Origin of the sequence: Streptomyces geranii (genome assembly GCF_002954775.1) — a bacterium.
Classification (GTDB): Bacteria; Actinomycetota; Actinomycetes; order Streptomycetales; family Streptomycetaceae; genus Streptomyces; species Streptomyces geranii.
Genome location: NZ_PJME01000006.1, coordinates 116,734 through 130,032, shown reverse-complemented (window position 1 = coordinate 130,032; position 13,299 = coordinate 116,734). Strand labels below are relative to the sequence as shown.

Sequence of the window (13,299 nt, the reverse complement as noted above, 5' to 3'; positions counted from 1 at the left end):
CGGTGCCCGCGGGTCAGGCGTTGTCCTCGCCCGTGCTCCGGCGCGAGAAGTGGTACGCCACCGCCAGCGACCCGGCGATGAGCGCCGCGCCGAGGCCGATCTCCTTGAGGTCGAAGCCGGCGACGCTGCCGCCCTCGCCCGCGTGCACGCCCCGCTGGACGGGCACGGGGTAGTGCGTCGGGTTGCCGGAGCCGCCCGCGATGGCGAGGTCGGTGTGGCCGCTCTCGCCGCCGCAGGTGAACGTGACCCGGTAGGAGGCCCCCGGCTTGGCGTCCCAGTCGACCTTCGCCGTCGTCGACGAGTGCCCCTTGGGGATGGTGACCGGATCGAACACGCCGGAGGACACCCGGGTGTCGTCGTTGCAGCCGTCCACGCGCAGGGTGACCTGGCCGCCCGCCGCGATGACCGAGGGCACGACACCGAAACCGAACGACGTGACGCTGTTCTCCGTGACGGCCGCGTGCGCGGCGGGCGAGGCGAGGGTGAGGGCGCTGACGCCCAGCAGTGCGGCCGAGGCGACGCGTATCGCGCGCATATGAGTCCTCCGGGTCCCCGAGGAGCAGCTGCGGACCTTTTCCGCTCGCGCCATACCGGTCGCGCCAGAAATGCACCTCGATGACCGAAACGCTAGGAACACGTGTGCGTACGCGCGATCGGTGTCGTGCGAATGGGGCACGGTTGTGGGCCGGTCAGGGGACTCCGCCCGGCGAGTCGGGGGACACCCGCGCGCGTGGCGGGTGTCCCCCGGAGGTGCGACCGGTGAGGAACCGTCAGCCGCCCGCGCCCGGAAAGAGCGTCAGGAACGGATCCGCCGTGGCGGTGATGCCCCGGCTGTAGGGAGCGTCGAAGTCCCAGATGAGGAAGAGCAGGAAGGCGATCAGCGTGGAGAACAGCCCGGCGAGGATCAGCTCGCGGGCCGTGCGGCGGATCTGCAGGGCGAAGATCATCCCGACGGTGATCATGGCTCCCGCGATCAGACCGAACCACACGACGCCGGGCATGGTCGGCCCGGTCGAGTCGGCGCGGGCCGTGCGTGACTGGTCCGCGGCGGTCACCTGGTCCAGGAGCGGCTGGTAGGCCTGGGCCTGGAAGTCCGTCTTCGGCTCGTAGTCGGTGACATCGGCGCGGACGCGCTGCAGCAACTGGTCACCACGCTCGGTGACCTGGCCCTTGTCCGACATCACCTTCCACTCCGTTTTGACGACGTGTCCGACATACGCGTTGACGTCGGCCCGAATGCGGTCGCGGACGTCGGGCGGATAGACCCGGACCCGTTCGGAGATCTCGTGCAGCGCGTGGGCCTCGTTCGAGACGTGGTCCTGGGCGACACCGCGTGCCTCCCAGACACCGGCGATGGCCAGGCCCAGCACGATGGCGTAGACCACACCGATCCACATCGTCATGTACTCGATCACGTCCGGGGTGTCGGACGGATCCTCGTCCTCGTGGGCCCTGCGGTCCCGTACGAAGGTGATGATGACGACGACCGCGATCGCGGCAACGATCGCGACGGCGAGAACAAGCCATTCCGACAAGGGGATGCCTCCAAGAGGTCAGCGCGGACGCAGTGCGATCACGGCGATCACGGCGGGCAGGGTGACGAGCAGGGTGAACGAGACGAGCGAGGTGCCACCGCGGACGGTCCGTTTGCTGGCGGACACGTGGTACGGCGGATAGGTCACCGGTGCCGGTGACACGGTCGGGCTCGGGCTCGGCTTCGGGGTGCGCGTCGGCGTCGGCGTGGGGGTAGGGGTAGGAGTGGGTACGGGAGCAGGGGCGCGGGGTGGTGGCGGGGCCGGGGCGGGCGGCGGAGCCGGTGCCTCCGGGGCCGGGGTCGGTTTCCGCGGGGGCGTGGGCTTCGGCGTCGGGGTGGGTGTGGGCCTCGGTTTCGGTGGTGGCGGGGGTTCCGGGGTGGGCGTGGGCGTCGGTGGGGGAGTCGGCGTGGGCGTCGGGGTCGGTGACGGCGTGGGCGTCGGCGTGGGGCAGGGCGGCGGTGGGGTCGGGGTCGGGCACCAGGAACCGGTGCCGACGACGACCGTCGTGCCGTTCCCGGTGACGGCCGCCCCGCCGTTGCCCGCCGCGACCGACCAGCCGTCGCCGCCGGCGCCCGGGACGCCGGTGCCGACCGTGACCGCGGTGCCGTTCCCGGTGACCGACACCGAGGTGCCGCCGCCCTGGCCGGTGGTGACGGAGACGCAGGTCGTGGCGTCGGCCGTGCCGGTCGGCACGCCGACGAGCAGCCAGGTCAGGGCCAGCAGCGCCAACACCCGTATGGCGAGAGCGAATCGGGTCCGAATGGGTCCATACACGACGAGGATCATGTGGGCTGGGCACTCCCGCGCGCGCGGGAGCGCGAGCAGATTGCCCCGAACGAGTGACATATGTCGTGCCGCGGTTTGGATCACGCGTTCTAGGCGCGGCCCAAGATCCGTCTCCCTGTGCGAGGTGTGACGGGCGTGGCCACAGGGATCGGAAAGAAATTTGTGCAGAGGTTGAACACACCGACCGTCCCCGCCCGTACCTAGGACCGTGCGGCGGCCCAACAGGGCGTCGCAACACCCTAACGATTACGGGGAGTTTCATAATGAAGACCTCCTGGCGGAGCGCCTCACTCGTAGCGTCAGCTGCGGCCGTGCTGGCGCTTACGACGGCGTGCGGTCAGGACAAGGCCACCGACACGAGCAGCCAGAACGTCGGCGCGGCGGCTCCCGCCGCCGCCGGTGGCGTCGGCACCGTGGCCGGCACCGGAACCGGTACGAGTACCGGCACGGGTACGGATACGGGTACCGACACCACCGCCGGTGCCGATGGAGAGCAGGCCGCCGCGGGCAACTCGGCCGCGGCCGGTCAGCTGAACGTGGTCGCCAGCGCGGAGATCGGCAAGGTGCTGGCCAGCAGCGCCGGCCGCACGATCTACCGGTTCGACGCGGACACGGCCGAACCGCCGAAGTCCAACTGTGACGGCGACTGCGCCACCGCCTGGCCGCCGGTTCCGGCGGACGATGTCTCGGCCGGTGCCGGTATCGATGCCACGCTGCTCGGCGAGGTGACCCGTTCCGACGGCAGCAAGCAGCTGACCGTCGGCGGCTGGCCCGCCTACTACTTCGCCAAGGACACCGCGGCCGGTGACATCAAGGGCCAGGGCGTGGGCGGCAAGTGGTACGGCCTCGCCCCCGACGGCAAGAAGGCCACCCTGGCCTCGCTGCCCGGTCTGTCCACCCGCAAGGACGCCAAGCTCGGCACGATCGTCGTCGACAAGAACGGCATGACGGTCTACCGCTTCCTCAAGGACGAGGCGTGGCCGAAGCCGGTCTCCGCCTGCGTCGGCGCCTGCCTGGAGAAGTGGCCGGTCGTCGAGCCGGTCGCCTTCAACGACACGAAGGGCATCAAGGAGAAGGGCTACATGGACTTCACCCGCCCCGACGGTCTCAAGCAGCAGACGCTGAACTGCTCGCCCATCTACACCTTCATCAACGACAAGGCGCCGGGCGACACCAACGGCCAGGGCGTCGGCGGCACTTGGTACGCCGTGGCACCCGACGGCAAGCTCATCGGGGCGCCGAACCAGTAGTAACCGGCAGCAGGAGCAACGGACTTCTCCGGGCCTGCTCCCTTCACCCCGCGCGGTTCGCGCGGCGGGGAAGGGAGCAGGCCGCTTCGGCATGTCCGCAACTCGACGGTAAGTAGTGCGAGTTACCGGTGAAACGTCCCCGACTCGCCCTATGTAAACGGGAGTCGGCGGCGACCGTTCGTAACCCTTGGGAACTCTTTGGAATGCTCCGGATACATTTCGGAGAGAGTTCGCGCGACGCCAATTCGGCACGTGCCGCGGGCAGTGACCGGGAACGGATGGTCAATTTCCGTTTCCGCTCGCCCCTTTGGCAGGCGATCAGTAACCTCAGCTCGAACACTGGAGCGCCAACGCCTGCCAACGCCTTGGAGAGAGCTAGATGGAGCGTCCCGCCTGGGCCCCCCGGGGCATCGACATCTCGGTGCCGAGCGTTTCCCGGATCTATGACTTCTACCTGGGCGGTTCGCACAACTTCGAGGTCGACCGGGAAGCCGCCCGCCGGGCCATGGAGTTCATGCCGGGACTTCCGAAGATCATGCAGGCGAACCGCGCGTTCATGCGCCGGGCCGTTCGATTCGCCGCCGCCGAGGGCATCACCCAGTTCCTCGACATCGGCTCCGGCATTCCCACCTTCGGCAGCGTCCACGAAGTGGCCCGGGCGGTCAGCCCCGAGGCGCGGGTGATGTACGTCGACCACGACCCGGTTGCCGTCGCACACAGCGAGGTGGTCCTGGCCGGTGACGAGCGCGCGGACGTCCTCGCCGCCGATCTGCGCAAGCCCCGGGAGATCCTCGACAGCCCCCAGGTAAGGGGTCTGATCGACCAGAACCGGCCAGTGGCCCTGCTTCTCGTTGCCATACTGCATTTCGTGGAAGACATGGACGACCCGTACGCGGCGGTCGCCGAGCTGCGCGACTCGCTCGCGCCCGGCAGCCTGCTCGTCCTGTCGCATGCCTCGTACGAGGGAATCCCGTTGCCGCCGGAGCGGGCCGAGGGCGCGGTCGACGTATACAAGGACATTCGCAACCCGCTGGTCATGCGCTCGCGCGAGGCGATCGCGCGGTTCTTCGAGGGGTACGACATGGTGGAACCGGGACTGGTGCCGATGCCGCGGTGGCGGCCGGAGACGGCACCGGAGGACGAGGACGCGTACTCCTTCTCCGGATTCGCCGGCGTGGGACGCAAGGCGTGAGCGCCGAGCCGGACGGCCCCCAGGACAGACTGCGCCGGTTCGCGACGATCTGGAGCCGGTCGGTGTACCAGGTGACCTCGACGTCGCTCACCCGGCCGGAGTTCGAGGAGCAACTCCTGCCGCTCGCCGGGCGGTTGAGCGAGGCGCTGCGGGCGAGGACGTTCGACGCGGAGGAGGGCCGGGCGGTCGGCGCCGCGCTGGTCGCCGCGCACTGCACCGACCCCGAGGCGCTGAGCCGCTCGCTCGACTGCGTGGACGCCTATCTGGTGCTGTACTGCGGCGAGGACGGTCCGCAGGAGGATCTGCGCAACCGCGCGTCCAGGCTCCAGCACGCCATGGCCGCCGGGTACGCCAGCGCGCTGCGCGACCGGACCCTGGCCGAGCAGGAGGCCATCGCGCGGGCCGCGCAGAGCGCCCGCAGCACGGTCGCCGAGGCGCTGCACGACAGCGAGGCCCGCTTCCGAGCGGTGTTCGAGGGCGCGGCCATAGGCATCTACATCGCCGACCTCGACGGCAACATGCTCCAGTTCAACGGCGCGCTGCAGCGCATGTTCGGCGGCTCGGAGCAGACCGTACGGGGCCGCCGGGTCACGGAGTGGACGCATCCGGACGACGCCCCCCAGGTCTGGAAGCTGTACGAGGAGCTGGTCCGCGGCGAGCGCGAGCACTACCACGTCGAGAAGGCGTTCTACCGCCCCGACGGAACGGTCCTGTGGACCAACCTCACGGTCTCCCTCCTCCGCGACGCCGACGGCCGCCCGCAGTACCAGCTGGCCCTGATGGAGGACACCACCGAGCGCCGCCTCCTCAACCTCCGGCTCCGGTACGAGGCCACGCACGACGCGCTCACCGGTCTGCCCAACCGCACCCTGTTCTTCGAACGCCTGGAGAAGGCGGTCACGGCGGGCGAGGGCCAGCGCTTCGGCCTCTGCTATCTGGACCTGGACGGCTTCAAGACCATCAACGACAGCCTCGGCCACGCGGCCGGCGACCGGCTGCTCGTCGAGGTCGCCGACCGGCTGCAGTCCTGTGCGACGGCGCCGGGCGAGATGGTGGCCCGGCTCGGCGGCGACGAGTTCGTGGCGCTGACCACCGGCCCCGACACCGAGGCGGAGGTCGACGAACTGGCCTCCCGGATCATGCACGCGCTGATCGCCCCGGTGAGCGTCGACGGCCGCGAGCTGACCGTGCGCGGCAGCATCGGCATCGTCGAGGGCCCGGCGGGGGAGCGCGGCCCGGCGGAGGTGCTCCGCAGCGCCGACATCACGATGTACCGCGCGAAGTCGGCGGGCGGCAACCGCTTCGAACTGGCGGACCCCGAGGCCGACTTGAGAGCGATCACCCGCCACGGCCTCACCACCGCCCTCCCGGCGGCCCTGGACCGCAACGAGTTCTTCATCGAGTACCAGCCCCTGGTCAACCTCGGCGACGGCAGCGTCCGGGGCGCCGAGGCCCTGGTGCGCTGGCTGCACCCGCAGCACGGCGTCCTCGGCCCCGACCGCTTCATCCCGCTCGCCGAACACACCGGCCTGATCGTCCCGCTGGGCCGCTGGGTCCTGGAACAGTCGGTACGCCAGGCCAGGGACTGGCAGGAGCGCTACGGAGGCCACCCGGAAGGCGGCCCGCTGCGCATCAACGTCAACCTGTCCCCCTGCCAGCTCACCCACCCCGGCCTGGTCCAGGACACGGTGGACATCCTCGAACGCGCGGGCCTGGAACCGGAGGTGCTGTGCCTGGAGGTGACGGAGTCGGCCCTGATCGGCGCCGACGACGACCTCCTGAAGCCCCTGCGCCGCCTGGCGGAAATGGGCGTGGACATCGCCCTGGACGACTTCGGCACCGGCTACTCGAACCTCGCGAACCTGCGCCGCCTCCCGGTGAGCATCCTCAAACTGGACCGCTCCTTCACCCAGGGAATGCAGCAGTTCCCGGCGGACCCGGTCGACTTGAAGATCGTCGAGGGAATCGTCTCCCTGGCCCACAGCCTGAACCTCGCGGTGACGGTGGAGGGCGTGGAAACGGGCGCCCAGGCAGAACAACTCCGCATACTCGGCTGCGACACGGCCCAGGGCTGGTACTACGCCCGCCCGGGCCCACCGGAACGACTGCACGAGCTGGCCTTGGTGGACGCCACAGGGTGAGTTTTGAATCCGGCCCGAGGGGGAGCGCCCTGAAGGGGCGCGGGGAACTGCGCGACCAGCCACCTACCACCTGAGCTGTGTCCACAACCCCGCCCCCACCCCCTTACCGCTCAAGCAGCATCCGCTGCAGCTCCCGAGCCGCCCGAGGCGGAGCCACATCGCTCCGGTGGGCCAGCGCGATGGCCCGGAACAACCCGGGCCGGGCCAGGGGCGTGACCCGTAGCCCACGCCCCGCCCGGCTGGCCACCATCCGCGGGACCACGGCCACGCCCAGTCCCGCCCGCACGAACCCCAACACCGCGTCCATCTCCCCGCCCTCCACCGCGAACTCCGGCTCGAACCCGGCGGAGCGACACGCCGCGACCGTCAGTTCCCGCAGGTCGTAGCCGTGGCGGAACATCACCAACCGCTCGCCCTCCAGCTCGGCGATACGGACCGTCCGCCGACCCCCGCCGGGCGCGGGCGCGTCCGGGGACGACACCACCACCAAGTCCTCGCGCAGCACCTCCAGCGTCGTCAGTGCCGGGGACGGGGTCGGCAGCGGGAGGACGACCAGGGCCAGGTCGAGGGCGCCGCGCGCCAGCTCTCGTACGAGGTCGTGCGAGCCGCCCTCCTCGATCAGCAGCCGGATGCCGGGATAGCGGTCGTGGAAGGCGCGCAGCACCTCCGGCAGGAGCCCCGTGCACACGCTCGGGGTCGCGCCCAGGCGGATCCGGCCCGCCCGAAGGTGGACCAGTTCCTGCACCTCGTGCCGGGCCGTGTCCGCGTCGGCCAGGATGCGCCGGGCCAGTGGCAGGAGCGCCTCGCCGGCGTCCGTGAGGGTGATGTTGCCGCGTGCCCGGAGGAACAGTTCCGCGCCCAACTCCCGTTCCAGCGACTTGATCTGCTGCGACAGCGACGGCTGCGCGACATGGACGAGATCCGCCGCCCGGGTGAAGTGCCGCGTCTCGGCGACCGCCACGAAGTACTGGAGCTGTTGGAACTGCATGACCCCCAGGGTACGGGCCGCATAGGCTCTGGCTATCGAAACGAGCCGGATCATGTCTTGGACCGATCGTGCTCCCGCCGCCTACCGTCTGCCCCATGGCTCTGGCAACGCGGACGGACCGACGGCCGTCGATGGCGCGTACCGTGTGGGACTCGTCCGTCGGCAAGAAGACCGTGATGGCCGTGAGCGGCCTGATCATGCTGCTGTATCTCGTCGTCCACATGATCGGCAACCTGAAGATCTTCTTCGGACCCGGCGAGTTCAACCACTACGCCCACTGGCTGCGCACCGTCGGCGAGCCCTTCATGCACTACGAGTGGACGCTCTGGCTCATCCGCGTCGCCCTCGTGGTCGCCGTCTTCGCCCACGCCACCTCCGCCTACCAGCTCAGCCGCCGCGACATCCGGGCCCGGCCGAACAAGTACGTGCACAAGAAGGCGCGCGCCAGCTACGCGACCCGCACCATGCGCTGGGGCGGCATCATCCTCGCCCTCTTCATCGTCTGGCACATCCTCGACCTGACCACCGGCACCGTGCACTCCGGCGGCTTCCAGGAGGGCCACCCCTACCAGAACGTCGTCGACACCTTCTCCACCTGGTACGGCAACGTCATCTACATCGTCGCGATGCTCGCCCTCGGCCTGCACATCCGGCACGGCTTCTGGAGCGCCGCCCAGACCCTCGGCGTCGGCAGCCGCAACCGCGACCGCGCCCTCAAGACCGTCGCCAACGCCCTCGCGCTGCTGCTCACGGCCGGTTTCCTCGCCGTACCCGTGGGCGTCATGACCGGATTGGTGAGCTGACATGACCTACACCGAATACGTCACCGGCGAGCCCATCGCCGACACCAAAGCGCCCGCCGGGCCCGTCAACGAGCGCTGGGACACGCGCCGCTTCGAGGCCAAGCTGGTCAACCCCGCCAACCGGCGCAAGCACACCGTCATCGTCGTCGGGACCGGGCTCGCGGGCGGCTCCGCCGGGGCCACGCTCGCCGAACAGGGCTACCACGTCGTCCAGTTCTGCTTCCAGGACTCCCCGCGCCGCGCCCACTCGATCGCCGCCCAGGGCGGAATCAACGCCGCGAAGAACTACCGCAACGACGGCGACTCCGTGCACCGGCTGTTCTACGACACCGTCAAGGGCGGCGACTTCCGCGCCCGCGAGTCCAACGTCCACCGGCTCGCTCAGATCTCCGTCGAGATCATCGACCAGTGCGTCGCCCAGGGCGTGCCCTTCGCCCGAGAGTACGGCGGTCTGCTCGACACCCGTTCCTTCGGCGGCGTCCAGGTCTCGCGGACCTTCTACGCCCGTGGCCAGACGGGTCAGCAGCTGCTCCTCGGCGCCTACCAGGCCCTCAGTCGGCAGATCGCCGCCGGCAATATCGAGATGCACGCCCGTACCGAGATGCTCGACCTCATCGTCGTGGACGGACGGGCCCGGGGGATCGTCGCCCGTGACCTGATCACCGGCGAGATCACCAGCCACTTCGCGGACGCCGTCGTACTGGCGAGCGGCGGCTACGGCAACGTCTTCTACCTCTCCACGAACGCCATGAACTCCAACGCCACCGCCGTCTGGCGGGCCCACCGGCGAGGCGCGCACTTCGCCAACCCCTGCTTCACGCAGATCCATCCGACCTGCATCCCGCGCACCGGCGAGCACCAGTCCAAGCTCACCCTGATGAGCGAGTCCCTGCGCAACGACGGCCGGATCTGGGTGCCCAAGGCCAAGGGGGACCAGCGCCCGGCGAACCAGATCCCCGAGGACGAGCGCGACTACTACCTGGAGCGCATCTACCCGTCCTTCGGCAACCTGGTGCCGCGTGACATCGCCTCCCGCGCCGCCAAGAACGTCTGCGACGAGGGGCGCGGTGTCGGCCCCGGTGGACAGGGCGTCTACCTCGACTTCGCCGACGCCATCGCGCGGTTGGGCCGCAAGGCCGTCGAGGAGAAGTACGGCAACCTCTTCGACATGTACGCCCGGATCACCGCCGAGGACCCGTACACCGTCCCGATGCGGATCTATCCCGCCGTGCACTACACGATGGGCGGCCTGTGGGTCGACTACGACCTCCAGACCACCGTCCCGGGCCTGTTCGCGATCGGTGAGGCCAACTTCTCGGACCACGGCGCGAATCGGCTCGGCGCCTCCGCGCTGATGCAGGGCCTGGCCGACGGTTACTTCGTCCTCCCGGCCACCATCAACGACTACCTGGCCCGCCACCCCGGCCAGGATCGGCTGGACGCCCAACACCCCGTCGTACAGGAGGTGTTGGCGGAGACCGAGGACCGGCTCAACCTCCTCCTCTCCGTCGACGGCGACCGCACCCCCGACTCCTTCCACCGTGAACTCGGCGAACTGATGTGGGAGTTCTGCGGGATGGCGAGGAGTGAGAGCGGCCTGCGCAAGGCCCTCGAACGCATTCCGCAGATCCGTGAGGAGTTCTGGCGGCGGATCAAAGTCCCTGGCACCGGCGAGGAGTTCAATCAGTCCCTGGAGAAGGCGAACCGCATCGTCGACTACCTCGAACTGGCCGAGCTGATGTGCCTCGACGCCCTCAACCGCGCCGAGTCCTGCGGCGGTCACTTCCGAGAGGAGTCCCAGACCCCGGACGGCGAGGCCGAGCGCCGGGACGAGGAGTTCTCGTACGCCGCCGCCTGGGAGTTCACGGGGACGGGCGCGGCTCCCGTCCTGCACAAGGAAGACCTGGTCTTCGAGTACGTCCACCCCACCCAGCGGAGCTACGTATGAAGCTCACCCTGCGCGTCTGGCGGCAGCGCGCCGCCGACGCCGACGGCGCCATGTCCACGTACGAGGTGGACGGCATCTCGGCCGACATGTCCTTCCTGGAGATGCTCGACACCCTCAACGAGGAACTCATCCTCAAGGGCGAGGACCCCGTCGCCTTCGACCACGACTGCCGCGAGGGCATCTGCGGCGCCTGTTCGCTCGTCATCAACGGCGACGCGCACGGGCCCGAACGCACCACCACCTGCCAGCTCCACATGCGGTCCTTCGCGGACGGCGACACCATCGACGTCGAACCCTGGCGCGCGTCCGCCTTCCCGGTCGTCAAGGATCTCGTCGTGGACCGGTCCGCCTTCGACCGGATCATCCAGGCCGGCGGTTACGTCACCGCGCCGACCGGCGCCGCCCCCGAGGCCCACGCCACCGCCGTACCGAAACCGGACGCCGACTTCGCCTTCGAGCACGCCGAGTGCATCGGCTGCGGGGCCTGCGTGGCCGCCTGCCCGAACGGCGCGGCGATGCTCTTCACCTCCGCCAAGGTCAACCACCTCAACGTCCTGCCGCAGGGCGCCCCCGAGCGTGAGACCCGGGTCCTTGACATGGTCGCGCAGATGGACGAGGAGGGCTTCGGCGGCTGCACCCTCGCCGGGGAGTGCGCGACCGCGTGCCCGAAGGGAATTCCGCTCGTCTCCATCACCGGGATGAACAAGGAGTGGCTGCGGGCGACCCGTAAGGCGTCCAGGCGCTGACACCAGACGTTCGCCGACAAGGTGCGGACGGGCGGGACCGGCAGTGGTGCTCATTGCCGGTTCCGCCAGGCACCCCTGGCATTCAACAAGCTCACACCCACGCTCTCTTCTCGGGTCACGCGCAGGACAGCCGAGGTCGGAAGAACTGATGCGGCCGGACGTAACGGGACCGGCCAGCTCGCCGCCTCGCCGTCCCCGGCCCGTGACCAGGAGAGAGCCATGACCGGCGTTTCCACCATCGAACGTCCCCCGCTCCCCGCCGTACCCAGCCGCTACACCGTCACCCTCGCCCGCGACGAGGACGACGTACGAGCCGCACAGCGCCTCCGCCACGACGTCTTCGCCGGTGAACTCGGCGCCCTGCTGTCCTCCCCGCAGCCCGGCCTCGACATCGACCCCTTCGACGCCTACTGCGACCACCTGCTGGTCCGCGACACCGTCACCGGCCAGGTCGTCGGCACCTACCGGCTGCTGCCCCCGGAGCGCGCCGCCGTCGCCGGACGCCTGTACTCCGAGGGCGAGTTCGACCTCTCCCCGCTCGACGCGATCCGCCCCGGCCTCGTCGAGGTCGGCCGCTCCTGCGTCCACCCCGACCACCGCGACGGCACCGTCATCGGCCTCATCTGGGCCGGGATCGCCCGCTACATGGTCGACCGCGGCCACGACTGGCTGGCCGGCTGCTGCTCCATCCCGCTCGCCGACGGCGGCACCCTCGCCGCCGGTACGTGGGACCGCGTCCGCGACCGCCACCTCGCTCCGGAGGAGTTCCGGGTACGTCCGCTGCTGCCCTGGTCCGCCGAGGGCGTGACCCGTCCCACCGGCCGCACCGAACTGCCCCCGCTGCTGCGCGGTTACGTCCGCCTCGGCGCCTGGGTCTGCGGGGAGCCCGCGCACGACCCGGACTTCGGGGTCGCCGACCTGTACGTGCTGCTGTCGATGCGCCGGATCAACCAGCGCTATCTGCGGCACTTCCTCTCCCTCGTCCCGGCCTGATGAGCGTCTGGCTGCCCAGCGCGCCCTGCACCCCGAGGGCGTGCGTGGAGACGAAGGGTGCGACTACGGCCCCACCCGTGGCCGTACTGCGACTGATGGCCGTCCTGGTCGTCCTGCTCGCAGGCATCACGCTGTGCCCGCTCGGCAGGAGGATCCCTGCCGGGTGGGTGCGGTTGTGGGTCCGGGTCATCGTGCGGGCGGCGGGGGTTCGGTTGCGGATCACCGGGCCGACGGCTCCGGCCGGGGGGCTTCTGCTGGTCGCCAACCATATTTCGTGGCTGGACATACCGCTGTTGGCCGCCGTTCGGCCCGCCAGGATGCTGGCCAAGGCCGAGATACGGGGGTGGCCGGTGGCGGGTGCGTTGACCGCCAGCAGCGGGGCGTTGTTCATCGAGCGGGACCGGTTGCGGGCGTTGCCGCAGACGGTCGGGAAGATCGCGGAGGCGTTGCGTGCGGGGACGGCTGTTGTTGCCTTTCCCGAGGGCAGTACCTGGTGCGGGAAGGCTCAGGGGCACTTTCGGCGGGCCGTGTTCCAGGCGGCCCTTGATGCGGGGGTGCCTGTTCAGCCGGTGCATCTGCATTACCGGGTTGCTGGGGGAGCGGCGAGTACCGCGCCTGCGTTTGTGGGGGAGGACTCGTTGTTGACCTCGGTGTGGCGGGTGGTGTCGGCTCGGGGGTTGGTGGCGGAGGTGGAGGTACAGGGTGCGATAGCGCCGGGCCGTTATTTGGATCGGCGTGCTCTTGCGCTTGCGGCACAGCCGCCCATGGTGGGGGTGCATCGGCCTTAGTGGGCGGCTGACGGCCGGTGGGGGCTGGTCGCGCAGTTCCCCGCGCCCCTGAAGGATCGGCGGCTGCGCCGCCTGTCCTTCAGGCCCTCCGCAGCCCTTTCCCCTCAGAACCTCAGCAGGCCTCTTCCC

12 protein-coding genes are annotated in these 13,299 nt (G+C 70.1%); 8 read left to right on the top strand and 4 right to left on the bottom strand.

Annotation, left to right across the window (positions count from 1 at the left end; genetic code table 11):
* Window positions 1-13: 13 nt before the first annotated feature.
* The 3 genes from CW359_RS11275 to CW359_RS45190 form a co-directional block, all read right to left on the bottom strand.
* Window positions 14-535, bottom strand: coding sequence for a hypothetical protein (locus CW359_RS11275; RefSeq protein WP_105969721.1), 522 nt, complete (start codon window positions 533-535; stop codon window positions 14-16).
* Window positions 536-770: 235 nt separating this feature from the next.
* Window positions 771-1,535, bottom strand: coding sequence for a bestrophin-like domain (locus CW359_RS11270; protein WP_198655179.1), 765 nt, complete (start codon window positions 1,533-1,535; stop codon window positions 771-773).
* Between the two features lie 18 nt (window positions 1,536-1,553).
* Window positions 1,554-2,309, bottom strand: coding sequence for a hypothetical protein (locus tag CW359_RS45190; protein WP_157968521.1), 756 nt, complete (start codon window positions 2,307-2,309; stop codon window positions 1,554-1,556).
* 275 nt (window positions 2,310-2,584) lie between these two features.
* Between CW359_RS45190 and CW359_RS11260 the strand changes: the two genes are divergently transcribed.
* The 3 genes from CW359_RS11260 (at window position 2,585) to CW359_RS11250 (ending at window position 6,904) form a co-directional block, all read left to right on the top strand.
* Window positions 2,585-3,571, top strand: coding sequence for an SCO0930 family lipoprotein (locus tag CW359_RS11260; protein ID WP_105969719.1), 987 nt, complete (start codon window positions 2,585-2,587; stop codon window positions 3,569-3,571).
* A 379-nt stretch (window positions 3,572-3,950) separates the two neighbouring features.
* Entirely contained in the window at window positions 3,951-4,763 is an 813-nt protein-coding gene (locus CW359_RS11255; protein WP_105969718.1) for an SAM-dependent methyltransferase, read from the top strand.
* Window positions 4,760-6,904, top strand: a complete 2,145-nt coding sequence (locus CW359_RS11250; RefSeq protein WP_105969717.1) for a putative bifunctional diguanylate cyclase/phosphodiesterase — start codon at window positions 4,760-4,762, stop codon at window positions 6,902-6,904. Before CW359_RS11255 ends, CW359_RS11250 begins: the two co-directional genes overlap by 4 nt.
* A gap of 103 nt (window positions 6,905-7,007) precedes the next feature.
* Here the strand turns inward: CW359_RS11250 and CW359_RS11245 are convergent, their stop codons facing one another.
* Window positions 7,008-7,892, bottom strand: a complete 885-nt coding sequence (locus CW359_RS11245) for a LysR family transcriptional regulator (protein WP_105969923.1) — start codon at window positions 7,890-7,892, stop codon at window positions 7,008-7,010.
* Window positions 7,893-8,023: 131 nt separating this feature from the next.
* Here CW359_RS11245 and CW359_RS11240 point away from each other — a divergent pair, with 131 nt between their 5' ends.
* The 5 genes from CW359_RS11240 to CW359_RS11220 all read left to right on the top strand — a co-directional run bounded on the left by CW359_RS11240 (window position 8,024) and on the right by CW359_RS11220 (window position 13,170).
* Complete coding sequence (locus tag CW359_RS11240) at window positions 8,024-8,695, top strand: succinate dehydrogenase (RefSeq protein ID WP_105969716.1); 672 nt, start codon at window positions 8,024-8,026, stop codon at window positions 8,693-8,695.
* 1 nt (window position 8,696) lies between these two features.
* Entirely contained in the window at window positions 8,697-10,643 is a 1,947-nt protein-coding gene (locus CW359_RS11235; RefSeq protein WP_105969715.1) for a fumarate reductase/succinate dehydrogenase flavoprotein subunit, read from the top strand.
* Window positions 10,640-11,389, top strand: coding sequence for a succinate dehydrogenase/fumarate reductase iron-sulfur subunit (locus tag CW359_RS11230; RefSeq protein ID WP_105969714.1), 750 nt, complete (start codon window positions 10,640-10,642; stop codon window positions 11,387-11,389). The genes CW359_RS11235 and CW359_RS11230 overlap by 4 nt, the downstream gene beginning before the upstream one ends.
* A gap of 219 nt (window positions 11,390-11,608) precedes the next feature.
* Window positions 11,609-12,382 (top strand): GNAT family N-acetyltransferase, encoded by a 774-nt coding sequence (locus CW359_RS11225; RefSeq protein WP_105969713.1) that lies wholly within the window; start codon window positions 11,609-11,611, stop codon window positions 12,380-12,382.
* Complete coding sequence (locus tag CW359_RS11220) at window positions 12,382-13,170, top strand: lysophospholipid acyltransferase family protein (RefSeq protein WP_105969712.1); 789 nt, start codon at window positions 12,382-12,384, stop codon at window positions 13,168-13,170. The genes CW359_RS11225 and CW359_RS11220 overlap by 1 nt, the downstream gene beginning before the upstream one ends.
* The last annotated feature ends 129 nt before the right edge of the window (window positions 13,171-13,299 follow it).

What these genes read in the sequence shown, in the direction of transcription:
- CW359_RS11275 (WP_105969721.1), bottom strand. Translation starts at nt 535, where the DNA reads ATGCGCGCGATACGCGTCGCCTCGGCCGCACTGCTGGGCGTCAGCGCC.
- CW359_RS11260 (WP_105969719.1), top strand. Translation starts at nt 2,585, where the DNA reads ATGAAGACCTCCTGGCGGAGCGCCTCACTCGTAGCGTCAGCTGCGGCC.
- CW359_RS11255 (WP_105969718.1), top strand. Translation starts at nt 3,951, where the DNA reads ATGGAGCGTCCCGCCTGGGCCCCCCGGGGCATCGACATCTCGGTGCCG.
- CW359_RS11245 (WP_105969923.1), bottom strand. Translation starts at nt 7,892, where the DNA reads ATGCAGTTCCAACAGCTCCAGTACTTCGTGGCGGTCGCCGAGACGCGG.
- CW359_RS11240 (WP_105969716.1), top strand. Translation starts at nt 8,024, where the DNA reads ATGGCGCGTACCGTGTGGGACTCGTCCGTCGGCAAGAAGACCGTGATG.
- CW359_RS11235 (WP_105969715.1), top strand. Translation starts at nt 8,697, where the DNA reads ATGACCTACACCGAATACGTCACCGGCGAGCCCATCGCCGACACCAAA.
- CW359_RS11230 (WP_105969714.1), top strand. Translation starts at nt 10,640, where the DNA reads ATGAAGCTCACCCTGCGCGTCTGGCGGCAGCGCGCCGCCGACGCCGAC.
- CW359_RS11225 (WP_105969713.1), top strand. Translation starts at nt 11,609, where the DNA reads ATGACCGGCGTTTCCACCATCGAACGTCCCCCGCTCCCCGCCGTACCC.
- CW359_RS11220 (WP_105969712.1), top strand. Translation starts at nt 12,382, where the DNA reads ATGAGCGTCTGGCTGCCCAGCGCGCCCTGCACCCCGAGGGCGTGCGTG.